The sequence below is a fragment of the Streptomyces sp. NPDC030296 genome, from assembly GCF_055572815.1.
Map to the genome: position 1 here is coordinate 759,190 of NZ_JBVICQ010000004.1, position 26,036 is coordinate 785,225.

Below are 26,036 nucleotides of genomic sequence, written 5' to 3' on the forward strand. Positions count from 1 at the left end.
GAAAAGCGACCGGGCCTGCGCCCCGTGCTTTTCAGGATGAAGGCCGGGCCGCAGGCCCGTTCCCTTCAGGGGCGCGGGGAACTGCGCGAGAAACCACGACGAAACAGCACCCGCCGACGGACCGCGCACCCCCGAGCTACTGGGCGCCCGGCGAACCGCCGCAGGCAGTGGCACTCTGGATGGCATGCCGGAACTGCCCGAGGTCGACGCCCTGCGGGACTTCCTGGTCGGCGCTCTCGTCGGCCATGAGGTCGTCCGCGTGCTGCCGGTGGCGATCAGCGTGCTGAAGACGTACGACCCGCCGGTCACCGCCCTGGAGGGGCGGCAGGTCACGGCGGTGGGCCGGTACGGGAAGTTCCTGGACGTGGAGACGGACGGCGGCGAGCTGCACCTCGTGACCCATCTCGCCCGCGCCGGCTGGCTGCACTGGCGGGACCGGCTCCCCGACGGCCCGCCTCGCCCCGGTGGCAAGAGCCCGCTCGCGCTGCGCGTCGCGCTGGAGACCGGCGAGGGCTTCGACCTGACGGAGGCCGGCACCCAGAAGCGGCTCGCCGTGTACGTCGTACGGGATCCGCTGACCGTCCCCGGTGTCGCCCGGCTCGGCCCGGACCCCCTCGCCGACGACTTCGACGCGGCCCGCCTCGCGGAGCTGCTCGCCGGGGAGCGCCGCCAGATCAAGGGCGCCCTCAGGGACCAGAGTCTGATCGCGGGGATCGGCAACGCGTACAGCGACGAGATCCTGCACGCCGCAAGGATGTCGCCCTTCAAGCTGGCGTCGTCACTGAAGCCGGAGGAGGTCCGCGGGCTCCACGAGGCGCTGCGCACCACGCTCACGGAGGCCGTCGAGCGCTCACGGGGCCTGGCCGCCGGGAGGCTGAAGGCGGAGAAGAAGAGCGGACTGCGGGTGCACGGCCGGACCGGTGAGCCCTGCCCGGTGTGCGGGGACACCGTCCGCGAGGTGTCCTTCAGCGACTCGTCGCTGCAGTACTGCCCGACCTGTCAGACCGGGGGCAAACCGCTCGCCGACCGACGGATGTCGCGACTGCTGAAATAGCGCGGCGGCGGTCCAGGAGCCTTCCCGACTCGGGTCCGACTCGGCTCCGTCCATGATCCGCAACCATTGAAGGTACGGACCAGGTACGGGTCGGGCGGCCGGTCCCGGCGGGCGGCTCAGTGCCAGGCCGGGGCCTTCAGTGTGACCAGGAGTTCACCCTCCTGGCTGCGTACCTCGAAGTGGCTGATGTCCTCGCGCTGCATCGAGGTGCCGCCCTGCATCTCGGAGGGGCGGTCCGCGCCCTCCGGGGACTTCCAGTTGGCGGCGGTCTCCTCCGACCCGTCCTTGCCGATCACGATGAGCCGGCAGGCGTGGGCGTCCTCGGCCTCCTTGACCTTCAGCTGGATGTCGCTGCCCCAGATCCGGTCCTCGGCCCTGACCTCGGCCCACACCCCCGTCTTGGGGTCCGTGGCGGCGACCGCGTCCGGAGGGGCGCCCGGACCTGCGAGAACGGCCACGGCGGGGCCGCCGACGGCGATGATCACGGAGGCGGCGAGAGCGAACAGCCAGCGCCTGCGACGTGCACGATGGCGGGCCGCCACCTCGTCGAGCAGCCGTCCGAGCAACTGCGGGCCGGGCGCCGCGAAGGGGTGCACGGCGCGCGGTGTCGCGTTCCGGTACAGCATCAGCTGCCGGGCGGCGGGACGGAACTCGGTGACCTGTACCGCGCACTGGGGGCAGCCGCGGACATGGTCCTCGAAGTGGAAGGACTCCACCTCGTCGAGCACGCCCAGCGAGTACGCGCCGACGTCGTGATGACGATCCTGGGACCACATGGCAATTCCTCGGGCCGGTGTGCGGTGGGGGTTGCTTCCTGCCCCCACCGGTACGGACCAGACCCGAGAATCACTCAAGCCCGCGACCAATGCCAACCAAAAGATTCGGAGCCGTGATCTCGGCGGATTGGTCGCCGACCGAGAAAACTTCCCCGCCGCTGCCCTGACCGGCAGTTCACCGCACCGACATGCCTCGGTCACCCGGAGTGTCCGCGGGGCAGGCCGTCCTCAGAAGGGTCCTCAGAAGCGTCCTCAGAAGAGATGGATCGCCAGATGGCCGAGCGGCAGGCCGAGCCGCCACGCCGGTGTCCAGACCTTGGGGCCGTCGTCCTCGCCGAGCACCGCCCCGCCCCCCGGCACCGCGTCCAGGTCGGGCGCGAGCAGCTCGGTCTCCTCCAGCCACCGCCAGGCCGCCGCCGCCAGTTCCAGGTCCGGCGCGGGGCCGCCCGCCTCCAGCGCCTCGGCGGTGAGGTGGGCCATGCGCTCGCCCACCCAGTCCTGCCACGGCTGGTCGTACGCCGTCAGCGACAGCCAGGTCTCCAACTGGGTCACGACCCGGATGCCGGAGAGCTCACCGCCGGAGTCCGCGAGGAAGATGGTCAGCGCCAGGGCGTCGCGCCCCGCACGGAACTCGAAGGACGTCGGCGGCATGAGGTCGCCGGTCCGCAGCAGTTCCTCGGCGATGTACTCGGCGTAGAACCACGCCATGGGGACGGTCAGTTCGCCGCCGCCGGCGCCGTCCGTGCTCTCTTGACCTCTGTGCAGCATCCCTTCCTGCCTTCCTCCGGTACGTGCGCGTCGCCCGACACCGGGCCCCGGGGCAGGGCCCCATCCGGAACACGGATGAGGACAGCTGATTGCTCAACAGCGGTCCTCAGCAAGGCGCTTTACGGAGGTTTGACTCGGCCATGGGTTTCACCGCAGGTCGGCCGCGTATCCCGGAAGCACCCGGCGCAGGGCGCGCAGCGCGTAGTAAGCGCGCGACTTCACCGTACCGGGCGGGATCCCCAGGGCTTCGGCGGCTTCCGCCACACTCGCCCCCTGGAAATACACCTGCACCAGTACTTCCCGGTGCTCCGGAGTGAGTGTCTTCACAGCTTCCCGCACATCGAGGGTGGCGACGGACCGCTCGGCGTGGTCAGCCATCACTCGGGCGTTCTCCAGCACCGCGTCCCCCACCTCCGCCGGGCGCGCCTGGCGGGCCCGCCGCGCGTCGATGGCAAGGCGCCGGCCGACGGTGAGCAGCCAGGGGCGCACGGATTCGAAGTCGTCGGCGCGCAGCGCCTCCGGGTGCTGCCAGGCGCGTACGAAGGTCTCCTGCACGAGGTCCTCGGCGCGATGGCGGTCCCCGTCGGAGAGCCGCAGCAACAGGGCGAAGAGGGGGCGTCCGTGTTCACGCTGGATCTCGGCCAGTTCGTGTTCGGCGGTCGTCCCGTTGGTGATCGTGGTTCCGGCCGTCATGGGCGTATGGGAACGCGGGCGGCTCCCTGGGGACAGGGGCCGGTCACGGGTGTGCGACGGGCGGTCGAAGCTGTCGACGAACGGTGCGACGAACGGTCTGTCGGCAGGTCGGAGGCGCTGCCTCCGGTCTCCGCACCGGTCTCCGGCCCCGCCCCGCGAAGCCCGGACCCGCGCGAAGGGCGGCTTGATGTCGGCGCCCCGCCCGGCGCCCTGCCGGCGCCCCGCCCGGGTCCCGGCTCAGGGCGGGCCGGAAAGGGCCTGTGGGGGCGCGGGCCCCCTCGCGGGCCGGAGATCCCACCGAAGCCCTGCCCGGGCCCCCAGCGGCCCCCCACGGCTCAGCCGCCCGACACCGCTCCGCGGCGTGGCTCGCGCCCCACGGCACACCGGCCCTGCCGCACTCGGGCGCCGCAGCACAAGGGCCTCGCGGCACAACGGTTCCGTGGCGCTTGGCCCAGACCGCTCGACGGTCCCGTGGCGCTTGGCCCGACCGCTAGGCGGTCCCGAGGTGCTTGCTGCCCCGGCCGCTCGACGGTGTCGCGACACTGGGGCCCCGCGGCTCGACGCGGCTCCGCGTGGCTGTCGTCGTCGGCCGGGCTACGGGACCACCGTCACCGGCCAGCGGCCCGCCTTCACCAGGCGGACCGCGACCGAGCCGACGATGCGGTGGCCGGCCTGTTCGGAGGCGCCCACCACGACCGCGTCCGCCTTGAGGTCGTCCGCCGCCCTGACCAGCCCGTTGTACGGGTCGCCGCGGAACGTGTGGAACTCCCAGCGGGTCTCGAAGACGCCCTTCACCTGCTCGGCGGCCTCACGGATCTGCGCGACGAGGCTCTCGGCGATCTCGTCGGTCGTCCCGGCCACCGGCACCCCGAGTGCCGCTCCGGCGGCCATCACCGGCTGCACGTACACGATCGCCAGCAGCGCCCGCTGCCGTCGGGCGAGGCCCGCCGCGTAGGCCACGGCGCGCAGGGAGGAGTCGGAACCGTCCAGTCCGACGAGGATGACCTTCGGCCCGTCGGTACCCCGTTCGAACTGGTGCGCTTGCTGATCCGTCACGATGGTGAGGCTATCCGAGAGCCCTGGCACCGGTGTGCGCCGAGCGGTCCTGGAGAGCAGCGAGGCGAGGGGCGCGGGCAGAGGTGCACGGACGGGCGCACGGGGGGCGCGAAAACTACTCCCATCGGGTGTTTCCATGCCGCCGCTCCGGTGTCGTGGTGGTGCGCCGTTCCCGAGTTGGTCGACTCATGAGTCATGACGAAGGATCAGATGTTCACGCGCCGCCGCCTCCTGCTCGGCGGTGCCGCCCTGCTCGGAGCGGCCGGTGTGGCGGGCACGACCGCGCTGCTCACCGGCGAGGGGAGCTCCGGCCCGACCCGGGGCGCCGCCACGGCCGCCGGTCCCGGCGCCCGTCCCGCGTTCAAGCCCTCCACCTACCGGTTGCAGCCCATCGCCGGCTACGGCGCCCCGCCGCCCCGGCGTCGCACCCTCGTCCCCGCCACCGTCCGCAGCCGGCCGTACCTGCGGGTGGACGGACGCGGCCGGACCATGGTGCTGACCTTCGACGACGGCCCGGACCCGCGATACACCCCCGACATCCTGCGCATCCTCCGCAAGCACGACGTCCGCGCGATGTTCTTCGTGTGCGGCGAGATGGTGAACCGGCACAAGGGCCTGCTGCGCGAGATGGCGGACGCCGGGCACGCCGTCGGCAACCACACCTGGTCGCACCCCATGCTGCCCAACCTCTCCCGGTCCCGGATCCACGCCGAGATGTCCCGCACCAGCGAGATCATCGACAAGGCCTACGGCGAACCCCCGCTGTGGTTCCGCGCGCCCTACGGCGCCTGGAACCGCGCCACCTTCGAGTTCGGCGCCGAACTCGGCATGGAGCCCCTGGCATGGACCGTGGACACCCTCGACTGGCGTGCCCCGGCGGCGGCCACCATCGCGGACCGCGTGGAGAAGGGCGCGGCACCCGGTGTCGTCGTGCTCTCCCACGACGCGGGCGGCGACCGCTCCCAGAGCGTCCGGGCACTGCGCGAATACCTGCCCGAACTGCTCGACGCGGGATATCGGATCACGGTGCCGCAGCGGAGATACGCGTAGGAGATACGCGTAGCACTGGAAAAGCGAATCGGCTCCGGGCCTTCGCCCGCCCGGTCGGGGAACGCTCAGCGAACCTCGACCAGGCGGGCGAACACGACGACGTTCCCGTCGTAGCCGTTCTGCTTGGAGAAACCGCCCCCACAGGTGATGACCCGCAACTCGGGAATTCCGCTGTTGCCGTAGACGCGGTCACCGGGGAAGTTGTTCTTCGCGAAGACCTCGATGCCGTAGATCTCGAACACCGCGGTCTTCGCGTCACCGCGCTGCACCTCGACGCGGCTGCCCTTCTTCAGCGCCCCGAGACCGTAGAACACGGCGGGGCCCTGATTGTTGTCGACATGGCCGACGAGGACGGCGGTGCCCTTCTCGCCGGGGGAGACCGCGCCAGTGAACCAGCCGGCGAGGTTCGGGTCCTCGGCGGGCGGCGCGTCGACCCAGCCCTGGGCGTCCAGCCCGACGGGCACGACCGGCGCGTCGACCTGGATCGAGGGGATCCGCACCCGGTCGACCAGGGCGTACGGCAGGGGATCGGGCACATTGGTGAAGGTGCCGTGGGGGGCGCTGCGACTGTCGGCGGCGGCCGCCTGGGCAGGCTGCGGCGGTCCCACGTCGAATTCCCCCGAACCGTTCCGGATGAGAGCGAGACCGGTCAGCAGAACCAGCGCTATCACGCCCCACGGCGCGCGCTTTCTCCGCCGCTCCTCCTCTTCGGCCTCGGCCGGCTGGGACCAAGCCATTCGCCATCCCCTCTCGACACGGCCGTCGCCGCGTCAGTCGCGCATAGGAAAACGCTAAGCGTGCCGCAGCAGGACGGCGACGGGGCAGGTACGAACGGGTGGCGGCGAGCCGGGGCCCTCGGCCATCCGAGTCGCCGCCCCCAGGAATTTTCTGACGGTCCGTGACCTGCGGCGATATCCGACGACGCGGAATTATCACGGCGTGTCCGCTCACCAGGACGGACCAGCCCCGAAATGCGGCCCTCTGCACGGCATCTGAGGGTCTATTCAGGAGGCGCTTTCTCGCCGATCGACCGGGGACGGGTCCCGGGGCGTCTTCCGCGGAGGATCACATGCGTACTACTCGTGCCCTGGCGGCTTCGGCCGTCGCGGTCACCCTGGTCGGTCTCGCCGCACCGACGGCCGCCGCCTGGGACCAGCCCACCTCGGTCACGGCCGCCCCTCAGGTCATCGCCCGGGGCGGACAACTCGTCCTCACCGTCAGCGGCGGCGACGCGTGCGGGACGCCCAACAGCACCATCAGCTCGAACGCGTTTCCGACCACCAATCTCAGGTCGATGGATGGGCGGACCGCCACGGCGACGGTGCGCGTCAACACCAACGCGAACCCCGGCGCGTACAGCGTCACCACCCACTGCGAGGGCCAGCGCAGGACGTTCAACAACGTCTTCACCGTCATCGGCGGTGTCCGCGGCGGCCTCGGCGGCAGCAGTTCCAGCGGGGCCACGCCGACCGACATCGCGATCGGCGGCGGGTTGGTGGCCGCCGCGGCCATCGGCGGCGGCGTCTTCTGGATGCGCCGTCGCTCGGAGAACAAGATCTGAGGGCACCACGGCACAGGCCCGGGAACAGGATCTGTCGCTCACCCCTTCGGAGCACGGACCGCACGCCGTTCAGCCTTTCGCCCCGGTCCCGCTACGGGATACCGGGGCGAAAGGCTGAACGGCGTCCGCCGTCAGGTTCGTACGCCGTCAGACGTGGCGTCGGCGGCCGGTGCCGCGTGCGCGGCGGGAGCGGTGAGGGAGAGGGCGGTCACGACGGGCGCGTGGGGCGCCCGTCCCCCGGCCGCGGGGGTCCTGCCGGCCTGCCGTCAGGTCTTGACGTCGGGGAAGAGGGCCATGAACGGCTCGGCCGTGGCGGTCAGCCCACGGCCGTAGGGCGAGTCGAAGTCCCAGACGAGGAACAGCAGGAAGGCGATGAGGGCGGAGAACAGACCGGCGAGGATCAGCTCGCGTGCCGTCCGCCGGATCTGCAGGGCGAAGACCATGCCGACGGTCACGACGGCCCCGGCGATCAGCCCGAACCACACCACCCCCGGCATGGTCTCGCCGGTGGAGTCCGCGCGGGAGTTGCGCGCCGCGTCGGCCGCCGCCATCTGGTCGAGCAGCGGCTGGTACGCCTGCGCCTCGAAGTCGTTCGCCGGCTCGTAGTCGGTGACGTCCCGGCGGACGGTGTCGAGCAGTTCGTCGCCCCGCTCGGTCATCTCGCCCTTCGCCGCCATCGACTTCCACTCGGTGGACACCACATGGCCGACATACGCGTCGATGTCCCCCCGGATCCGGTCCCGCACCCCGGCCGGGTACACCCGCACCCGCTCGTCGATCTCGTGCAGCGCCTGCGCCTCCGCCTGCACATGGTCCTGGGCGACGCTGCGGGCCTCCCAGACACCGGCGATGGCCAGACCCAGGACGATCGCGTACACCACGCCGATCATCATGGTGATGTACTCGATCACGTCCGGGGTCTCGGACGGGTCCTCGTCCGCCGGTGCGGCGTGATGCCGTACGACGGCCACGATGAGGACGACGAGACACGCCGCCCCCATCGCGAGGGTGAGAACAAGCCATTCCGACAAGAGGTTCCTCCTGGGGTCAGCGCGGGCGCAGCGCGGCGACGGCGAACACCGCGGGCGCGGTGATGAGCAGGGCGAGGGAGACGAGGGAGGGCCCCGAACGCTTGGTCCGCGGGCGGGCCGTCGCCTTGTAGGGCGGGTAGTGCACCGGGCTCGGCGAGACCTCGGGCGTGGGGCTCGGCGGCGGTTTCGGCGCGGGCGCCGGGGGCGGAGGGGACGCGGGCCGGGGCGCCTTGGTGACCGGCGCTGGTGGTGGCTCCGGCCGGGGCGCCGGCGGGGGCGTGGGCCGCGGGGTGGGCGCCGGATCGCGGCTCGGGTCGGGCCGGGCCTTCGGCGGCTTCGGCTGCGGCGGGGGCGTCGGGGTGGGCGTCGGAGTCGGCGGGCACCAGGGTGTCGGGGTGGGCGTGGGGGACGGGGTGGTCGCCGGAGCCGGCTCACAGGGGCCGGTGCCCGCGACCGCCACGGCGACGGCCCCGCCGCCCGGGCCCGTCGAGGCGTACGCGCAGGCGTCGGCGACCGCCGTGCCGCTCGGCGCTCCGGTGAGGAGCCAGGTCAGTGCGAGCAGGGCCGACAGCCGGAGGGCGAGAGCGGAACGGGTCCGCGGGGGTCCTTGCACGTCGGAGATCATCCGTGTTGTCGCGCGCCCGCGTACGCGGGAGCAGCTACAGATTGCTCCAAAGGAAGTAAAAACGGGCCACGAAGGTTTGGCCGGGGGGCCGATCGCTGACCGTCTTTTCGATGCTTTCGCAGGCCGCGCCGAGGGCGTCTGCGCGGAGTTTCGAAAGAAATCTGTGTTCCGTTGAACACTTCGACCACCCCCGCCCGTACCTAGGGCCAGCGAGCGGCGCAGTAGGGCGCTGCAACACCCAAGGATTGACGGGGAGTTGGAATGAACACCTCCTGGCGGAGCGCCTCACTCGTAGCCTCAGCTGCGGCTGTGCTGGCGCTGACGACGGCGTGCGGTCAGGAACAGGGCTCCACGTCCTCGCAGAACGTGGGTGCCGCTTCCACCCCCACGCTCGGCGCCGGCACCATCGCCGGGGCGGCCGGCACCGCAGGGGCCGGCGCGGCCGGGACCGACACGTCGGACCAGGCCCAGTCGACCACGGCGGCGTCCGCGGGCCAGCTGACCGTGTGGAACAGCGACGAGTACGGCAAGGTCCTCACCGACAGCGCCGGTCGCACCCTGTACCGCTTCGACAAGGACTCCTTCGAGCCGCCGAAGACGACCTGTGAGGGCGAGTGCGCCACCACCTGGCCGCCGGTCCCGGCCGCGGGCGCCACCGCGGCCGACGGCGTCGACAAGGCGCTGCTCGGCGAGATCACCCGCCCCGACGGCACCAAGCAGCTGACCGTCGGCGGCTGGCCGATGTACTACTTCGCCAAGGACACCAAGGCCGGTGACATCAAGGGCCAGGGCCTCAAGGGCACCTGGTTCGCCTCCGCCCCCAACGGCAAGAAGGCCTCCACCAAGGGCGGCGGCGGTGCCGGCGCGGCGGGCGACGCCGGTGGTGAGGCGGTCGGGCAGGCCGGTCTGACCACCCGCAACGACCCCAAGCTCGGCGAGGTCGTCGTCGACAAGAACGGCATGACGGTCTACCGCTTCCTCAAGGACAAGCAGTGGCCGATGTCGACCAAGTGCACCGGCGCCTGCCTCGACAAGTGGCCCGTCGTCGCCCCGGTCGAGAAGAACGACACCAAGGGCATCCTGCTCAAGGGCTACACGGTCTTCGACCGGCCCGACGGCATCAAGCAGCAGACCATCAACTGCATCCCGCTCTACACCTTCGCCGGTGACAAGGCCCCCGGTGACACCAAGGGCCAGGGTGTGGGCGGCACCTGGTTCGCCATCAACGGCGACGGAGAGCCGATCGGCGCGCAGTAACGAGATCACCTTCCCCACGCACCACATCAGCGCGGCCGATCAAGGACCCGCCCCCTCCGCACCGCACATCGGAGGGGGCGGGTCGCTTGGCGTGCCCGTACGCGCGGTCGCGGGCGACCGGCGGCGCTCGGGCGTGAACAGGCATGGTCGGGGCGGCGATTGGGCATGTGCCCACGGCAGCGACGTTGAACGGACGGTCAATTTCCGTTTTTGCTCGCTCCTTTGGCGGACGATCAGTAGCCTCTGCTCGAACACCGGATCGCCTACGCCGCCCCCGACGCGTTGGAGTCACAGATATGGAGCGTCCCGCCTGGGCCCCACGGAGCATCGACATCTCGATGCCCTCCGTGGCCCGCATGTACGACTACTACCTGGGCGGTTCGCACAACTTCGAGGTCGACCGGGAAGCGGCGCGCAGGGCCATGGAGTTCGTGCCGGGCCTGCCCAAGATCATGCAGGCGAACCGCGCCTTCATGCGCCGCGCCGTGCGGCACGCGGCCCGAGCGGGGATCACCCAGTTCCTGGACATCGGGTCCGGGATCCCCTCCTTCGGAAACGTGCACGAAGTGGCGAGGGACGCCGCCCCCGGGGCGCGCGTCGTCTACGTCGACCACGACCCGGTCGCCGTAGCACACACCCAGGCCGTTCTGGAGGGCGCCGACGACGCGAATGTGGTCGCGGCCGATCTGCGCAAGCCCCGGGACGTCCTCACGAGCCCCCAGGTCGAGCGGCTGATCGACCTGAACCGCCCAGTGGCCCTGCTCCTGGTTGCCATACTGCACTTCGTGGAGGACACGGACGACCCGTACGGAGCGGTGGCCGAGTTGCGCGACGCGCTCGCGCCCGGCTCCGTGCTCGTCGTCTCGCACGCCTCCTACGAGGGGATTCCGCTTCCCCGGGAACGGGTCGAGGGCGCGGTGGACGTGTACAAGGACATTCGCAATCCGCTGATCATGCGCTCGCGCGACGAGATCGCGCGGTTCTTCGAGGGGTACGACATGGTGGAACCCGGACTGGTGCCGATGGCGAAGTGGCGGCCCGACACGGCTCCCGAGGACGAGGATCCGTACGCCTTCTCCGGGTTCGCCGGCGTGGGGACGAAAGCGTGAGCGCGGAACCGGACGGGCCGGAGGACAGACTGCGCCGGTTCGCGACGATCTGGAGCCGCGCGGTCTTCCCCGCCACCTCCACGTCGCTGACCCGCCCCGAGTTCGAGGAACTGCTCCTGCCGCTCGCCCGGCGCCTGAGCGAGGCGCTGCGGGCCAGGACGTACGACGCCGCGGAGGGCAGGGCCGTCGGTGCCGCCCTCGTCGAGGCGCACTGCACCGAACCCGAGGCCCTCAGCCGGGCCCTCGACTGCGTCGACGCCTATCTGGTGCTCTACTGCGGCGGCGACGGCCACCAGGAGGACCTGCGCGCCCGCGCCGCGCGGCTGCAGTCGGCGATGGCCGCCGGGTACGCCGAGGCGCTGCGGCAGCGGACCCTGGCCGAGCAGGAGGCGATCGCCCGCGCGGCCCTGGAGGCGCAGGGCGCCGTCGCCCGGGCGCTGCACGCGACCGAGGCCCGCTTCCGCGCGGTGTTCGAGGGCGCCGCGATAGGCATCGGCATCGCCGACCTCGACGGCAACATCCTCCAGGTCAACGGCGCGCTGCTGCGCATGTTCGGCGTCACCGAGCAGACGATGCTCGCGCGTTGCGTCACCGAGTGGACGCACCCCGAGGACGCGCCGCAGGTGTGGCGCCTCTACGAGGAGCTGGTGCGGGCCGAACGCGAGCACTACCACACCGAGAAGGCGTTCTACCGCCCCGACGGAACCGTTCTGTGGACCAATCTGACGGTCTCCCTGCTGCGGGACGCGGACGGCAACCCCCAGTACCAGCTGGCGCTGATGGAGGACACCACCGAGCGCCGTCTGCTCAATCTCCGCCTCCGCTACGAGGCCACGCACGACGCGCTCACCGGACTGCCCAACCGCACCCTGTTCTTCGAGCGCCTGGAGAAGGCCCTCGCGGCGGGCGACGGCCAGCGGTTCGGCCTGTGCTACCTCGACCTGGACGGCTTCAAGGCCATCAACGACAGCCTCGGCCACGCGGCCGGCGACCGGCTGCTCGTCGAGGTCGCCGACCGGCTCCAGTCCTGCGCGACCGCCCCCGGTGAGATGGTCGCCCGGCTCGGCGGCGACGAGTTCGTGGCGCTGACCACCGGCCCCGACACCGAGAGCGAGGTCGACGACCTCGCCGACCGCATCATGAACGCGCTGGTCACCCCCGTCCGCATCGACGGCCGGGAACTCCTCGTCCGCGGCAGCATCGGCATCGTCGAGGGCCCGGCGGGCGAGCGCGGCCCGGCGGAGGTGCTGCGCAGCGCCGACATCACGATGTACCGGGCGAAGTCGGCGGGCGGCAACCGCTACGAGGTCGCCGACGCCGAGGCCGACGCCCGTGCCATCACCCGGCACGGGCTCACCACGGCCCTGCCCGCGGCCCTCGACCGGGGCGAGTTCTTCATCGAGTACCAGCCGCTCGTCCATCTCGGCGACGGCACCGTGCGCGGCGCGGAGGCGCTGGTCCGCTGGCTGCATCCGCAGCACGGTGTGCTCGGCCCCGACCGCTTCATCCCGCTCGCCGAGCGCACCGGCCTGATCGTGCCGCTCGGCCGCTGGGTGCTGGAGCAGTCGGTGCGCCAGGCCCGCGAATGGCAGCGACGGCACGGCGGCACGGGGCCGCTGCGCGTCAACGTGAACCTGTCGCCGTGCCAGCTCACGCATCCCGGGCTGGTGCAGGACACCGTGGAGATCCTCGAGCGGGCCGGCCTCGAACCGGACGCCCTGTGCCTGGAGGTGACCGAGTCCGCCCTGATCGGCGCCGACGACGATCTGCTCAAACCGCTGCGCAGGCTCTCCGAGATGGGCGTCGACATCGCCCTCGACGACTTCGGCACCGGCTACTCCAACCTCGCCAATCTGCGGCGGCTGCCGGTCCGGGTGCTGAAGCTGGACCGGTCCTTCACGCAGGGCATGCAGCAGTTCCCGGCGGACCCCGTCGACCTGAAGATCGTCGAGGGCATCGTCTCCCTCGCCCACAGCCTCGACCTCGCGGTCACCGTCGAGGGCGTCGAGACGGGCGCGCAGGCCGAGCAACTGCGGATACTCGGCTGCGACACCGCCCAGGGCTGGTACTACGCCCGCCCGGGCCCACCGGAACGCCTGCACGAACTGGCCCTGGTGGACGCGACGGGTTAGGGGCGCGGGGAACCGCGCGACAAGCCACAGCGCCCCGCAGACCCGAACGGCGCTCATCTCCAACGGCGCGACCGGGCACCGCAGCGCACGCTCACCGCTCCACCAACATCCGCTGCAACTCCCTCGCGGCCCGAGGCGGAGCCACGTCGCTGCGGTGCGCCAGCGCGATGGTGCGGTGCAGTCCGGGGCGGGCCAGCGGGGTGACCCGCAGACCACGGCCCGCACCGGTCGCCACCATGCGCGGGACCACGGCCACCCCCAGCCCCGCCCGGACGAACCCCAGTACCGCGTCCATCTCACCGCCCTCCACCGCGAAATCCGGTTCGAACCCGGCGGAGCGGCACGCGGCCACGGTCAGCTCCCGCAGGTCGTAGCCGTGCCGGAACATCACGAGCCGCTCGCCCTCGAGGTCGGCGACTCCGATCGTGCGCCGCCCCTCGCCGGGCTTGGCCGCGTCCGGGGAGGACACCACCACCAGGTCCTCGCGCAGCAGCTCCACCGTGGTCAGCGCGGGGGACGGCGTCGGCAGGGGCAGGACGACCAGGGCCAGGTCGAGGGCGCCGCGCGCGAGCTGCCGTACGAGGTCGTGGGAGCCGCCCTCCTCGATCAGCAGGCGGATGCCGGGGTAGCGGTCGTGGAAGGCCCGCAGCACGTCGGGCAGCAGACCGGTGCACAGGCTCGGGGTGGCGCCCAGCCGGACCCGGCCCCGGCGCAGCTGCACCAGCTCCTGCACCTCCAGCCGGGCCGTGTCCGTGTCGGCCAGGATGCGGCGGGCCAGCGGCAGCAGGGCCTCACCGGCGTCGGTGAGCGTGATGTTGCCGCGCGCCCGCAGGAACAGATCCGCGCCCAACTCCCGTTCCAGCGCCCTGATCTGCTGCGACAGCGAGGGCTGGGCGACATGGACCAGCTCGGCGGCGCGGGTGAAGTGCCGGGTCTCGGCGACCGCCACGAAGTACTGGAGCTGCTGGAACTGCACCCTTCCACGATACGGGACGATAGCCTCCGGCTATCGAATCGAGCCGCATCATGTCTTGGACCGATGAGGGGTGCCGGTCCTAGCGTCTTGTCCATGGCTCTGGCAACGCGGACGGACCGGAAACCGTCCATGGCACGCACGGTGTGGCACAGCTCCGTCGGCAAGAAGACGGTGATGGCCGTCAGCGGTCTGATCATGCTGGCGTACCTGGTCGTCCACATGCTGGGCAACCTCAAGATCTTCTTCGGCTCGGCCGAGTTCGACGGGTACGCGCACTGGCTGCGCACCCTCGGCGAGCCCTTCCTCCACCACGAATGGGCGCTGTGGATCGTCCGCGTGGTCCTCGTCGCCGCGGTCGTCGCCCACGCCACGGCCGCCTACCAGCTCAGCCGCCGGGATCTCAGGGCCCGGCCCACCAAGTACGTGCACACCAGGCGCCGGGCGAGCTACGCGACGCGCACCATGCGGTGGGGCGGCGTCATCCTCGGACTGTTCATCGTCTGGCACATCCTCGACCTGACGACCGGCACCGTCCACCCGAACGGCTTCCAGTCCGGCCACCCGTACCAGAACGTGATCGACACCTTCTCCACCTGGTACGGCAACGTCATCTACCTCGTCGCGATGCTCGCCCTCGGCCTGCACATCCGACACGGCTTCTGGAGCGCCGCGCAGACCCTCGGCGCCGGCAGCCGCACCCGTGACCGGGCCCTGAAGGCCACCGCGAACGTCCTCGCGCTGGTGCTGACCCTGGGCTTCGTCTCCGTACCCGTCGCCGTCATGACCGGAGTGGTGAGCTGATCATGAGTACGTCCTCCGCGTACGCGGACTACACCACCGGGGACCCGGTCGTCGACACCAGGGCGCCCGAGGGCCCGATCGCCGAGCGCTGGGACAAGCGCCGCTTCGAGGCCAAGCTCGTCAACCCCGCCAACCGCCGCAAGCACACCGTCATCGTCGTCGGCACCGGTCTCGCCGGCGGCTCCGCCGGGGCCACGCTCGCCGAACAGGGCTACCACGTCGTCCAGTTCTGCTACCAGGACTCCCCGCGCCGCGCCCACTCGATCGCCGCCCAGGGCGGCATCAACGCCGCGAAGAACTACCGCAACGACGGCGACTCCGTCCACCGGCTGTTCTACGACACCGTCAAGGGCGGCGACTTCCGGGCCCGCGAGTCCAACGTCCACCGCCTCGCACAGATCTCCGTGGAGATCATCGACCAGTGCGTCGCCCAGGGCGTGCCGTTCGCCCGCGAGTACGGCGGCCTGCTCGACACCCGCTCCTTCGGGGGCGTCCAGGTCTCCCGCACCTTCTACGCCCGCGGCCAGACGGGCCAGCAGCTGCTGCTCGGCGCCTACCAGGCCCTCAGCCGGCAGATCGCCGCCGGAAACGTGGAGCTGCACCCCCGCACCGAGATGCTCGACCTGATCGTCGTCGACGGGCGCGCCCGCGGCATCGTCGCGCGGGATCTCATCACCGGGAAGATCGACACCTACTTCGCGGACGCCGTCGTCCTCGCGTCCGGCGGCTACGGCAACGTCTTCTACCTGTCGACCAACGCCATGAACTCCAACGCGACCGCCGTCTGGCGGGCGCACCGGAGGGGCGCGCTGTTCGCCAACCCGTGCTTCACCCAGATCCATCCGACGTGCATCCCGCGCACCGGTGACCACCAGTCCAAGCTGACGCTGATGAGCGAGTCACTGCGCAACGACGGCCGGATCTGGGTCCCGAAGGCCAAGGGCGACCAGCGGCCCCCGCACGAGATCCCCGAGGACGAGCGCGACTACTACCTGGAGCGGATCTACCCCTCCTTCGGCAACCTGGTGCCCCGCGACATCGCTTCCCGCGCCGCGAAGAACGTCTGCGACGAGGGCCGGGGCGTCGGACCCGGTGGGCAGGGCGTCTACCTCGACTTCGCCGACGCCATCGAACGGATGGGCCGGGCGGCCGTCGAGGCCAAGTACGGCAACCTCTTCGACATGTACCAGCGGATCACCGACGAGGATCCGTACCGGGTCCCCATGCGGATCTACCCGGCCGTCCACTACACGATGGGCGGACTGTGGGTCGACTACGACCTCCAGACCACCGTCCCCGGCCTGTTCGCGATCGGCGAGGCCAACTTCTCCGACCACGGGGCCAACCGGCTCGGCGCCTCCGCGCTGATGCAGGGCCTCGCCGACGGGTACTTCGTCCTCCCGGCGACGATCAACGACTACCTCGCCCGCCACCCCCGCCAGGACGAGATCGGCCCCGAACACGCCGTCGTGCAGGAGGCCCTCGCGGAGACCGAGGACCGGCTGCATCTGCTGCTCGCCGTCGACGGCGACCGTACGCCCGACTCCTTCCACCGCGAACTCGGCGAACTGATGTGGGAGTTCTGCGGCATGGCCCGCACCGAGAGCGGCCTGCGCAAGGCCCTGGAGCGGATCCCGCAGATCCGCGAGGAGTTCTGGCGGCGGATCAAGGTCCCGGGGACGGGCGAGGAGTTCAACCAGTCACTGGAGAAGGCCAACCGGATCGTCGACTACCTGGAGCTCGCCGAGCTGATGTGCCTCGACGCGCTGCACCGCGCCGAGTCGTGCGGCGGGCACTTCCGCGAGGAGTCACAGAGCCCGGACGGTGAGGCGGAACGCAAGGACGACACCTTCTCGTACGCGGCCGCCTGGGAGTTCACGGGCACCGGCACCGCCCCCGTCCTGCACAAGGAAGACCTCGTCTTCGAGTACGTCCACCCCACCCAGCGGAGCTACGCATGAAGCTCACCCTGCGCGTCTGGCGACAGCGCGCCGCCGACACCGAAGGCGCCATGTCCACGTACGAGGTGGACGACATCTCGCCCGACATGTCCTTCCTGGAGATGCTCGACACCCTCAACGAGGACCTCATCCTGCGGGGTGAGGACCCCGTGGCGTTCGACCACGACTGCCGGGAGGGCATCTGCGGGGCGTGCTCGCTGGTCATCAACGGGGACGCGCACGGGCCGGAGCGGACGACCACCTGCCAGCTGCACATGCGGTCCTTCGCGGACGGCGACACGATCGACGTGGAGCCCTGGCGGGCCTCGGCGTTCCCGGTGATCAAGGACCTCGTCGTGGACCGGTCCGCGTTCGACCGGATCATCCAGGCCGGCGGCTACATCACCGCCCCCACCGGATCCGCGCCGGAGGCCCACGCCACGGCCGTGCCGAAGCCGGACGCGGACTTCGCCTTCGAACACGCCGAGTGCATCGGCTGCGGGGCGTGCGTGGCCGCCTGCCCCAACGGCGCGGCGATGCTGTTCACCTCCGCCAAGGTGAACCATCTGAACGTGCTGCCGCAGGGGGCGCCCGAGCGCGAGACCCGCGTCCTCGACATGGTGGCCCGGATGGACGAGGAGGGCTTCGGCGGCTGCACCCTCGCCGGCGAGTGCGCCACGGCCTGCCCCAAGGGCATCCCCCTGGTCTCCATCACGAACATGAACAAGGAGTGGCTGCGCGCCACGCGGAAGGCCGGGAAGCGGTAGCGGGACACGGAGACGTTCGCCGACGAGTGCGGACGGGCGGGGCCGGGAGTGGTGCTCATCCCCGGCCCCGTCTGGTTTCCCGGAAGGCCTCCCGGTTCGTTCAGCGAGCGCACATCCGCGCTCCCGCCCTCGGTCACGCGTCGGCCAGACGACGTCGGGAGAACAGGTACGAGCGCGCCGCACCCGACCGGCCCGCTCTTCCGCCCAGGCCGAACCGGCCCGTGACCTGGAGTGAGCCATGACCGCCGTACCCGCTCTGGACACCCCGCCCCTGCCCTCCCCGTCAGCGGTCCCCACCCGATACACCGTCGGTCTCGCCCGCGACGAGGACGACGTACGCGCCGCGCAGCGCCTGCGGCACGACGTGTTCTCCGGCGAGATGGGCGCCCTGCTGACCGGCCCGCAGCCGGGCCTCGACATCGACGCCTTCGACGCGTACTGCGACCACCTGCTCGTCCGGGAGACCCTGACCGGGCAGGTCGTCGGCACCTACCGGCTGCTGCCGCCCAAGCGCGCCGCCGTCGCCGGACGGCTGTACTCGGAGGGCGAGTTCGACCTCGGCCGCATCGACGCGATCCGCCCGGACCTCGTCGAGGTCGGCCGCTCCTGCGTGCACCCCGACCACCGCGACGGCGCCGTCATCGGCCTCATCTGGGCCGGCATCGCCCGCTACATGCTCGACCACGGCCACGAGTGGCTCGCCGGCTGCTGCTCCGTCCCCCTCGCCGACGGCGGCGCCCTCGCCACCGCCACCTGGGACCGGGTGAAGGGCAAGTACCTGGCGCCGGACGAGTACCGCGTCCGCCCCCTGCTGCCGTGGATCCCCAAGGCCGAGGCCCCCGCCGAGCGCATCGACCTGCCCCCGCTGCTGCGCGGCTACCTGCGGCTCGGCGCCTGGGTGTGCGGCGAACCCGCGCACGACCCCGACTTCGGCGTCGCCGACCTGTACGTGCTGCTGCCGATGCGCCGTGTCAACGCCCGCTACCTGCGGCACTTCCTCTCCCTCGTCCCGGCGGCCTGACGCGATGAGCGTGTGGCTGCCCGGCGCGCCCTGCACCCCGCGGGCGTGCGTGGACACCGCGCGGCCGACCGCCGCCGCGCCACGGGCCGTGCTGAGGCTCACCACGGTCCTGGCGCTGATCCTCGCCGGGATCCTCCTGAGCGGACTCGGCCCCCGGATCCCGGCGGGCGCGGTACGGCACTGGTGCCGGTGGATCGTCCGGGCCTGCGGGGTCCGGATACGGATCACCGGCGCCGCCGCGCCCGCCGGGGGCCTCCTCCTCGTCGCCAACCACATCTCCTGGCTGGACATACCGCTCCTCGCGGCGGTCCGCCCCGCACGGATGCTCGCCAAGTCCGACATCCGGCGCTGGCCCGTCGCCGGCACCCTCGCCGAGCGGGGCGGCTCCCTCTTCATCGAACGGGACCGCATCCGCGGCCTGCCCGGCACGGTCGCCCGCATCGCCGACGTGCTGCGCGCCGGCACGGCGGTCGCCGTCTTCCCCGAGGGCAGCACCTGGTGCGGCCGGGCCCAGGGGCGCTTTCGCCGGGCCGTCTTCCAGGCCGCGCTCGACGCGGGCGTCCCCGTACAGCCGGTGCGCGTCCGCTACCGGTGCGCCGGGGGAGGGGCCAGCACCGCGCCCGCCTACGTCGGGGACGACCAGCTCCTCACGTCCGTGTGGCGCGTGGTCACCGCCCGCGGAGTCGTCGCCGAGCTGGACGTACGGCCCCTGATCGCCCCGGGCACCCATCCCGACCGGCGCGCCCTGGCGGCGGCCGCGCAGGCGGCGGTCACCGACGTGGAGGCCATGACCGCACACGTCACGGAAGGACGCCTGGGCGCTCAGGAAGCACTGCCGAGGCCCGCGACCCGGGCAAGCCTCCGGTAGGAGTCCAGCAGCGCCGCACGGTCGTACGTACTGGTCGTGACCAGCACCTCCTGGGCGCCCGTCTCCTTGATCACCGTCTCCAGTTCGTGCGCGACCTGCTCCTTGGTGCCAACGACATGGCCGGTGAGCCCCGACTCGTAGAGGCCGCGCTCCTTGTCCGTCATGGTCCGCCGCTCGATCTCCTCCGCGGGGGCGAGCGGCGGGAACGTGCCGTGGGTGCGGGAGTACGCCATCGCCCATGCCTCGGGCAGGAGGATGTGGTGGGCCTCCTCGGGGGTCGCGGCGACGGCGACCGTGCCGGAGACGACGACGTACGGCTCCGCCGCCCAGACCGACGGCCGGAACTCGGCGCGGTACCGCTCGACGCCGCGCAGCATCCGGTCCCGGGCGCGGAGGTCGCCGATCACCATCGGCAGGCCCGCCCGCGCGGCGATCGACGCGCCCTCGCCCATCGCCAGGACGAAGGGCGGAACGGACAGGCCCTCCGGGGGACGCGCGTGCACGCCGGTCGTGGAGGTCCCGAGGAACCAGCCGAGCAGCTCGTCGAGCTGCGCGGCGAAGTCGTCCGTGTCGGCGGCGTCCTTGTCCCGGCCCAGCGCCCTGCGGACACCGTCGGTGAAGCCCACAGAGCGGCCGAGGCCCATGTCGACGCGCCCCGGGAAGAGGGACTCCAGGACACCGAACTGCTCGGCCACGACCAGGGGGCGATGGTTGGGCAGCATCACTCCGCCGGTGCCCACCCGGATCGTGCGGGTGGCCGCCGCGACGGCCGCCGCCAGGACCGTCGGCGCGGAACCGGCCACCCCCGGCACCCCGTGGTGCTCCGAGACCCAGAACCGGTGGAAGCCCAGCTCCTCCACGTCCCGCGCCAGCCGCACGGTGTCCCGCAGGGCCTCGGGCGCGTCATGGCCCTCCCGGACGCGGGAGCGGTCGAGGACGGAGAAACGGGTGGAGGAGAGCACGGAGGTCACAGGGGGTTCAACGTTCTGGGGGCGCCGGGATTCCCGACGCCCCCGACCCACGCGGGACCGGCCCTCGCACGTTCCGGCCGCCGACGTGCCGAGGGGCGCCCGGAGGTGTCTCCGGGCGCCCCTCGGTGAAGCGGTTCATCGCCTAGCGGCCGACGCTGATTCCCTTCGTCTTCGCGGCCTTGGTGTTCTCGTAGACGACCTTGCCGGTGGACTTCTTCCAGATCTTGATCTTGAAGGTGTCCGGGCCGTCGGTCGCGGTGATCCGGAAGGCGTAGCCGCTCGCGCCGCCGACCTTGCCGGAGCCCTGGTAGACGGCCTTGTCACCGGTCACCACGAGCCAGTCGGAGCCCGTGGAGCGGAACTTCAGCCTCGCCGCGCCGAAGTCGAAGGAGGCCCTGCCCGTGGGGACGGTGGCGTTCTTCGTGTACTTGGCGAGGAAGGAGAAGGCCGCCTTGCCGGTCAGAGCGGCCTTGGCCGGGTAGGCGCCCGCCGGTGAGGTGAACGTCCCGGTACCGGTCGCGGAGCCCGCGGCGCGGTCGTAGACGATCAGCTCGGGGAGCTTGGCGGTGTCCGAGGCGCCGTCGTCGTCGGTGACCGTGACCACCGGGCGGTGGATGCCTGCCTTGCGGTAGACGTGCTCGGCCTTGCAGACGCCGGTGGTGATCTTGCCGGCCGTCGGCTTGGTGCCGTCCTTCCAGTCGACCTTGCAGGTGTGCTTGTCGGCGGTGCCCGGGTCGGTGAACTTCACCGTGACCGAGGTGCCCTTGCCCGCCGCCACCGGCGACTTCGGGCCGGTCGCGGAGGTGATCACCGGGGGCGCGTTGGTGACGGTCACGGTGGCCTTGTCACTGCTGCGGCCGCCGGTCAGGGTCACCGTGTAGATGCCGTTGTCGGCGCAGGTGATCGTCGTCCTCGCGGCGGAGGCGTCGGCGAAGACGCAGGGCGCGCCCACCTCGACCTTCCACTTGGCGGTGCCCGCCCCGGAGACGGTGCCGTCGAGCTGGATGCGCTCGCCCTCCTTGCCCTTGGCGTCCTGGCCGGCCCGGGCGATGGTGACCGGGTCGATGCCGCCGAGGGTGGGGACGACCTTCTTGATCAGGCCGTCGTCGTCGAACTCCAGCTTGTCGATGGTGGTTTCGCGGTGGGTGCCGTCTCCGCCGGGGATGGCGAAGCGGTGGTAGGCGATGTACCAGTCGTCGGTGTTCGGGACGTGGACCACGGAGTGGTGGCCGGGGCCCTTGATACCGAGCGAGAGGTCCTTCTCCAGGATCACGCCGCGCTTGGTCCAGGGACCGGTGGGCGAGGAGCCGGTGGCGTAGGCGACCCGGTAGTTCTCGTCACGTGTGTCGTTCTCCGACCACATGAAGTAGTAGGTGCCCTTGCGCTTGATGACGAACGTGCCCTCGTTGTAGCCGCTCGGGGTGATGTCGGTGACCTTCGAGGCGTCGAAGGAGACCATGTCGTCGTTGAGCGGCACGACGTAGGCGCGGCCGTTGCCCCAGTAGAGGTACGACTGGCCGTCGTCGTCGGTGAAGACCGCCGGGTCGATCATCTGGCCGGGTCGGTCGCCCGCCTTCAGCAGCGGCTTGCCCAGCGCGTCCTTGAACGGGCCGGTCGGCGAGTCGGAGACCGCGACACCGATGTTGGCGTCGGCGCAGAAGTAGAAGTAGTACTTGCCGTTCTTCTCCTCGATGGCCGGCGCCCATGCCCGGCTGTCGGCCCAGGAGACGTCAGGACCGAGGTCGAGGATGACGCCGTGGTCCTTCCAGTGGACCAGGTCCTTCGACGAGTACGCCTTGAACTGCGTGCCGCTCCAGCCCTCGAAGCCGTCGGTGGTCGGGTAGATGTAGAAGGTGTCGCCGAAGCGGACGATGTTCGGGTCGGCGTTGAGTCCCGGCAGGACCGGGCTCTTCATGATCAGTGCCGAGACCGTCCAGGTGCGCTTCTTGCCGTCCGAGCCGGTGACCTCGTACGTCTTCGGCTCGCTGAAGTCGCGCAGGGTGCCGGAGGCCGGGCTGATGGTCGCGCCGTGGGCCAGGGTGAACTCCGGTGCCAGGGCGGTGATGTCGCTGCCCTCGGCCAGTGGAAGGACGATCTTGCTGTCCTTGTCGTCGATGATCGCGTCGACCCTGAGCGCCGGGTGGGTCGCCGCGGCGATCCCGGTGGTGTTGCCGCCGAGCTCCAGGACCTCGGCGGGCGACAGGGCCCGGTTGTAGATCCGGAAGTCGTCGACCTCGCCCCCGAAGTACGGGTCCGGGGCGTACAGGGACCTGCCGATGTAGCCGGAGTGGTCCTTGGCGGCGTCGTACAGGTCGGACGGCTTGATGGTGACACCGTTGACGCGGGCCACCTCGGCGCCGTCCACGTAGAGGATCGCCGTCTCCGTCGCGCCGTCCAGGGTGACGGTGAGGTGCTTCCACTCGCCCTGGGTGAGCGGGGAGCCGCCGATCATCTGCTTCTCACCGGACCAGGTGGCCTTGGTGATCGCGGAGAACAGCTTCCCGGCGCCGTTGGACGGGGTGGCGAAGAGGTACTTGTTGTTGTCGGGGCCGAGGCCGAACAGCCACTGGAAGTTGTCGCCGCCCTTCCACTTGACGTACGTGGAGACGGTGACGCCGTTCGCGCCCTTGAGGACCCCGTTCGGGATCTTCACGTACGGCGAGTCGGAGCCGCTGTTGCCGCCGGACATCTTGAACGAGCCGCCGTCGACACCGGTCCCGAAGTCGGGCGTACGGACATAGGTGCCGTGGTAGCCGTGGCCGCTGGAGTCGCGGACGATGCTGCCGCCGGTCTCGTCGAAGCCGTAGTGCAGGACCAGGTCCGTCGGGACGTCCGGGCCCTTCTCGGAGACGGTGACCTCGGCGCGGACCCCGATCGTGGCGTCGCCCGGCAGGGTGCCTTCGACCGTGAACGTGCCTGCCTGCGCGTACTTCGACGCGTCCACGTCCGCCCAGGTGACCGCGATGGGCTTCTTGGTGCCGTCGGCGTACTCGGCGATGACGGTGGCGGGCAGCACCGGGGCCTCACCGATACGCGTCTCGACCTTGATGTCCTCGACGCTCTTGACGATCTGGTCCGGCTGGTAGGTGCTCAGCAGCCGGTCGTACTCGGCCTGCGTCACCGGCAGCACCGTGCCGTGCCGGGGCTTGGCCGGCAGGTCGTACGAGCCGGACGGCGTCCACACGCCGGAGGCGAGGTCGGTGGTCTCGAAGGGGATGTAGCCGCGTCCGCCGAACTCGTCGAGGAACGCGTACCACTTGTCCTCGGTGTTCGACTTGAACACCAGCGGGCCCTCGGCCGCGCTCATCGCGCCCTTGCCGATGCCTTCGGCGACCGGGTCCCAGGACAGGTCGAGCAGCGAGTCGCTCTTCTCCTCGAAGACGAACTTGCTGTTGGGAGTGGAGGAGCTGTTGTTCCGCTCGTCCTTGGAGAGACGGAAGTACGTGCCGTCGTGCTGGATGACCGTGGAGTCGATGACCGAGTAGCCGCGGTCGATCCAGACCTTGGGCTCGCTGAACGTGTAGAAGTCGCGGGTCGTCGCGTACATCATGCGGTTGTACGTGTCGCCGGTGTGCGCCTCGTTGTCGTACAGCTTCGACGCCCAGAAGACGACGTACTCGCCGAGCTTCTCGTCGTAGTACGCCTCGGGGGCCCAGGTGTTGCCGGCCGCGTCGGGGGAGACCTTGACCAGGCGCTGGTCGGTCCAGTTCACCAGGTCGGTGGACTCCCACACCATGATGGACTTGCTGCCGGAGCGCTGCGAGCGGTCCCAGTCGCCGTTGCCGTAGATCTTCAGGTCGGTGGCGATCTGGTAGAACTTGTCGCCCTCGGGGGAGCGGATGATGAACGGGTCGCGCAGGCCCTTCTCGCCGAGCGAGGAGGTGAGGACGGGCTTGCCGTCGTTCAGCTCACGCCACTTCAGCGGGTCGTTGCCCTTGCTGAGCGCGAAGTAGAGCTGCTCGCCGTCCGAGGTGCCCTCGCCGGTGAAGTAGCTGAACATGTAGCCCTTGCGGGCTTCCTTCTTCGGCAGCTCCGGCACCTTCACGGTGAAGGCGCGGGTGGTCTTCGCGTCGTTCTTGGTGACGGTCGCGGTCAGCTCGGCGGTCGTGCCGCCGTCGCCGTGCGCCGGGCGGTGCACCACACCGTCGTCGGTGACGACGTCCGGGTCCGCGGAGGACCACGACACCTTGGTGCCGAAGTCGCCGGACGTCGGGAGCGTGAGGTTGCCGCGGGCGTCGTCGGCGTTGTGCACGGTCAGCGCCTCGGCGGCCTGCTTGACGGCCGTGGTGTCGTCGAAGGACGGCAGGACCGTGACCTCGAAGGTCTTGGTGTCCGTCACGGAGCCCCGCTTCAGGGTCGCCGTGAGGGTGGCGTGGCCGTTCGGCTCACCGGCGGCGGGGCGGGTCACCGCGCCGGAGTCCGCGACCACCGAGGTGTTGTCGCTCTTCCAGCTGATGGAGGAGCCCCCGGCCGTACCGGTCTTCGGCAGGTCCAGGTCGGCGGTCACCGCACTCGTGTCACCCAGGGTGAGAGCGGCCTTGTCGGCGGCGACGCCCTGGACGGCGACGGGGAGCGAGAGCTGCTCGACCTCGGTGGCGGCGAGGGCGCGGTTGTACACCCGGAAGTCACGGATCTTGCCCTTGAAGAGCTTGTCCCCGGTGTAGACCGACTTGCCTATGTAGTTGGCGGTCGTGGTGCCCGAGCCGATCGAGCCCGGCGTGGTGGTGACGGAGGTGTTGCGGCCGACCTCGACGCCGTCCTCGTACAGCACGCCCGTGGTGCCGGTCTGTGTGTACGTGAGCTGCTTCCACACCGAGCGGGTCAGGTTGTGCGAGTCGCCGGGCCGGGTGTTCTGCTCGGTCGACCAGTTCCCGGACGCGATGGCGGTGCGCAGCGAGTTGCCGGTGGCGAAGAGGTAGCCGTTGCCCGTGCCGCCGCTGGTGTTGCCGAAGCCGTAGATGAAGTACGGGCCGGCCTGCGACTCGTCCATCAGCACGTCCATGGAGACGCTGATGGAGTTCATGCCCTTCATGACATCGTTGGGCACCTTCACATAGGTGTCCGAACCGTTGAACGTCAGGCCCTGGCCGTCGCCCGTCCAGCCGGCGGTGCCGTTCACCGTGCCGTCCCGGCCGTTGCCGGAGGCGTCGGTGACGGTGGTGCCGGAGGTGGCGTCGAGCTTGTACCAGAGGGCCAGGCCGTCGGTGAGGTCCGCGCCGTCCGCGACGGCGGGGGCGACCGGTCCGGCCAGGCCCAGGAGCAGTGACGCGGCGGTCAGCCCGGCGAGTCGGCCTGCTCGGCGTCTCGCGCGGCCGCGTGGACCTGCGTTGTACGTCATATGGATTTTCCCTGCTGAGAGCACGGCTGATGAGGGGGCGGAACCAGGAAAAGGGGGACGGCCGAGGGCGAAGGACCCCGTCCCTGGGTGCTCCGCCGTTTCGGCTGTGTGACGTCGTGTTGCGAGAGTGTCAATCGAGGCGTGGCGGGGCGTCAAGAGGTTTCGAACCATGTCCGACCTGTCGAACAAGTCGGACGGTCGCTCGCCAAGAACCACCATGAGCAGCCGCGTTGACGTGATGC

The 26,036-nt window shown here is 71.0% G+C and carries 21 protein-coding genes; 11 read left to right on the forward strand and 10 right to left on the reverse strand.

The annotated features are described in order from the left end of the window. The first annotated feature begins 184 nt into the window (after window positions 1–184). Complete coding sequence (locus ACZ4Z3_RS15280; RefSeq protein WP_468501381.1) at window positions 185–1,054, forward strand: Fpg/Nei family DNA glycosylase; 870 nt, start codon at window positions 185–187, stop codon at window positions 1,052–1,054. Between the two features lie 116 nt (window positions 1,055–1,170). Here ACZ4Z3_RS15280 and ACZ4Z3_RS15285 read toward each other — a convergent pair whose 3' ends face one another. The 4 genes from ACZ4Z3_RS15285 to ACZ4Z3_RS15300 all read right to left on the reverse strand — a co-directional run bounded on the left by ACZ4Z3_RS15285 (window position 1,171) and on the right by ACZ4Z3_RS15300 (window position 4,347). Next, complete coding sequence (locus ACZ4Z3_RS15285; protein ID WP_468501382.1) at window positions 1,171–1,830, reverse strand: hypothetical protein; 660 nt, start codon at window positions 1,828–1,830, stop codon at window positions 1,171–1,173. A gap of 252 nt (window positions 1,831–2,082) precedes the next feature. Continuing rightward, entirely contained in the window at window positions 2,083–2,598 is a 516-nt protein-coding gene (locus tag ACZ4Z3_RS15290; protein WP_468501383.1) for a hypothetical protein, read from the reverse strand. A 147-nt stretch (window positions 2,599–2,745) separates the two neighbouring features. Beyond that, entirely contained in the window at window positions 2,746–3,291 is a 546-nt protein-coding gene (locus tag ACZ4Z3_RS15295; protein WP_468501384.1) for a sigma-70 family RNA polymerase sigma factor, read from the reverse strand. Between the two features lie 594 nt (window positions 3,292–3,885). After that, a complete protein-coding gene (locus tag ACZ4Z3_RS15300; protein WP_468501385.1) occupies window positions 3,886–4,347 on the reverse strand; it encodes a universal stress protein in 462 nt (153 codons plus the stop codon). Window positions 4,348–4,542: 195 nt separating this feature from the next. Between ACZ4Z3_RS15300 and ACZ4Z3_RS15305 the strand changes: the two genes are divergently transcribed. After that, window positions 4,543–5,397 carry a polysaccharide deacetylase family protein gene (locus tag ACZ4Z3_RS15305; protein WP_468501386.1) on the forward strand — a complete coding sequence of 285 codons (855 nt, stop codon included), beginning with the start codon at window positions 4,543–4,545 and terminating at the stop codon, window positions 5,395–5,397. 65 nt (window positions 5,398–5,462) lie between these two features. On the opposite strand, the gene ACZ4Z3_RS15310 is transcribed toward ACZ4Z3_RS15305, so the two are convergent. Beyond that, complete coding sequence (locus ACZ4Z3_RS15310; protein ID WP_468501387.1) at window positions 5,463–6,134, reverse strand: class F sortase; 672 nt, start codon at window positions 6,132–6,134, stop codon at window positions 5,463–5,465. Between the two features lie 332 nt (window positions 6,135–6,466). Between ACZ4Z3_RS15310 and ACZ4Z3_RS15315 the strand changes: the two genes are divergently transcribed. Further along, window positions 6,467–6,958 carry a hypothetical protein gene (locus tag ACZ4Z3_RS15315; protein WP_468501388.1) on the forward strand — a complete coding sequence of 164 codons (492 nt, stop codon included), beginning with the start codon at window positions 6,467–6,469 and terminating at the stop codon, window positions 6,956–6,958. Between the two features lie 266 nt (window positions 6,959–7,224). Here the strand turns inward: ACZ4Z3_RS15315 and ACZ4Z3_RS15320 are convergent, their stop codons facing one another. Together ACZ4Z3_RS15320 and ACZ4Z3_RS15325 are read right to left on the reverse strand one after the other, a co-directional pair. Beyond that, window positions 7,225–7,989, reverse strand: coding sequence for a bestrophin-like domain (locus ACZ4Z3_RS15320; protein ID WP_468501389.1), 765 nt, complete (start codon window positions 7,987–7,989; stop codon window positions 7,225–7,227). A gap of 16 nt (window positions 7,990–8,005) precedes the next feature. Then, a complete protein-coding gene (locus tag ACZ4Z3_RS15325) occupies window positions 8,006–8,602 on the reverse strand; it encodes a hypothetical protein (RefSeq protein ID WP_468501390.1) in 597 nt (198 codons plus the stop codon). A 273-nt stretch (window positions 8,603–8,875) separates the two neighbouring features. On the opposite strand from ACZ4Z3_RS15325, the gene ACZ4Z3_RS15330 reads away from it, so the two are divergent. The 3 genes from ACZ4Z3_RS15330 (at window position 8,876) to ACZ4Z3_RS15340 (ending at window position 13,112) form a co-directional block, all read left to right on the forward strand. After that, window positions 8,876–9,871, forward strand: a complete 996-nt coding sequence (locus ACZ4Z3_RS15330; protein ID WP_468501391.1) for an SCO0930 family lipoprotein — start codon at window positions 8,876–8,878, stop codon at window positions 9,869–9,871. Window positions 9,872–10,167: 296 nt separating this feature from the next. Continuing rightward, window positions 10,168–10,980, forward strand: coding sequence for an SAM-dependent methyltransferase (locus ACZ4Z3_RS15335; RefSeq protein ID WP_468501392.1), 813 nt, complete (start codon window positions 10,168–10,170; stop codon window positions 10,978–10,980). Further along, a complete protein-coding gene (locus tag ACZ4Z3_RS15340; protein ID WP_468501393.1) occupies window positions 10,977–13,112 on the forward strand; it encodes a putative bifunctional diguanylate cyclase/phosphodiesterase in 2,136 nt (711 codons plus the stop codon). The genes ACZ4Z3_RS15335 and ACZ4Z3_RS15340 overlap by 4 nt, the downstream gene beginning before the upstream one ends. Before the next feature lie 91 nt (window positions 13,113–13,203). Here the strand turns inward: ACZ4Z3_RS15340 and ACZ4Z3_RS15345 are convergent, their stop codons facing one another. Beyond that, window positions 13,204–14,088 carry a LysR family transcriptional regulator gene (locus ACZ4Z3_RS15345; protein WP_468501394.1) on the reverse strand — a complete coding sequence of 295 codons (885 nt, stop codon included), beginning with the start codon at window positions 14,086–14,088 and terminating at the stop codon, window positions 13,204–13,206. A gap of 93 nt (window positions 14,089–14,181) precedes the next feature. Here ACZ4Z3_RS15345 and ACZ4Z3_RS15350 point away from each other — a divergent pair, with 93 nt between their 5' ends. The 5 genes from ACZ4Z3_RS15350 to ACZ4Z3_RS15370 all read left to right on the forward strand — a co-directional run bounded on the left by ACZ4Z3_RS15350 (window position 14,182) and on the right by ACZ4Z3_RS15370 (window position 19,485). Continuing rightward, window positions 14,182–14,889 (forward strand): succinate dehydrogenase, encoded by a 708-nt coding sequence (locus ACZ4Z3_RS15350; RefSeq protein ID WP_468501395.1) that lies wholly within the window; start codon window positions 14,182–14,184, stop codon window positions 14,887–14,889. A 2-nt stretch (window positions 14,890–14,891) separates the two neighbouring features. Beyond that, window positions 14,892–16,850, forward strand: a complete 1,959-nt coding sequence (locus ACZ4Z3_RS15355; protein WP_468501396.1) for a fumarate reductase/succinate dehydrogenase flavoprotein subunit — start codon at window positions 14,892–14,894, stop codon at window positions 16,848–16,850. Next, window positions 16,847–17,596: a succinate dehydrogenase/fumarate reductase iron-sulfur subunit gene (locus tag ACZ4Z3_RS15360; protein WP_055711854.1), complete on the forward strand. Its 750-nt coding sequence runs from the start codon at window positions 16,847–16,849 to the stop codon at window positions 17,594–17,596. The genes ACZ4Z3_RS15355 and ACZ4Z3_RS15360 overlap by 4 nt, the downstream gene beginning before the upstream one ends. 238 nt (window positions 17,597–17,834) lie before the next feature. After that, window positions 17,835–18,617, forward strand: coding sequence for a GNAT family N-acetyltransferase (locus ACZ4Z3_RS15365; protein ID WP_468501397.1), 783 nt, complete (start codon window positions 17,835–17,837; stop codon window positions 18,615–18,617). Between the two features lie 4 nt (window positions 18,618–18,621). Further along, window positions 18,622–19,485: a lysophospholipid acyltransferase family protein gene (locus tag ACZ4Z3_RS15370; protein WP_468501398.1), complete on the forward strand. Its 864-nt coding sequence runs from the start codon at window positions 18,622–18,624 to the stop codon at window positions 19,483–19,485. On the opposite strand, the gene ACZ4Z3_RS15375 is transcribed toward ACZ4Z3_RS15370, so the two are convergent. Together ACZ4Z3_RS15375 and ACZ4Z3_RS15380 are read right to left on the reverse strand one after the other, a co-directional pair. Continuing rightward, window positions 19,440–20,456: an LLM class flavin-dependent oxidoreductase gene (locus ACZ4Z3_RS15375; protein WP_468501399.1), complete on the reverse strand. Its 1,017-nt coding sequence runs from the start codon at window positions 20,454–20,456 to the stop codon at window positions 19,440–19,442. The genes ACZ4Z3_RS15370 and ACZ4Z3_RS15375 overlap by 46 nt on opposite strands. Window positions 20,457–20,598: 142 nt before the next feature. Beyond that, window positions 20,599–25,794, reverse strand: a complete 5,196-nt coding sequence (locus tag ACZ4Z3_RS15380; protein WP_468501400.1) for a family 43 glycosylhydrolase — start codon at window positions 25,792–25,794, stop codon at window positions 20,599–20,601. Window positions 25,795–26,036: the final 242 nt, after the last annotated feature.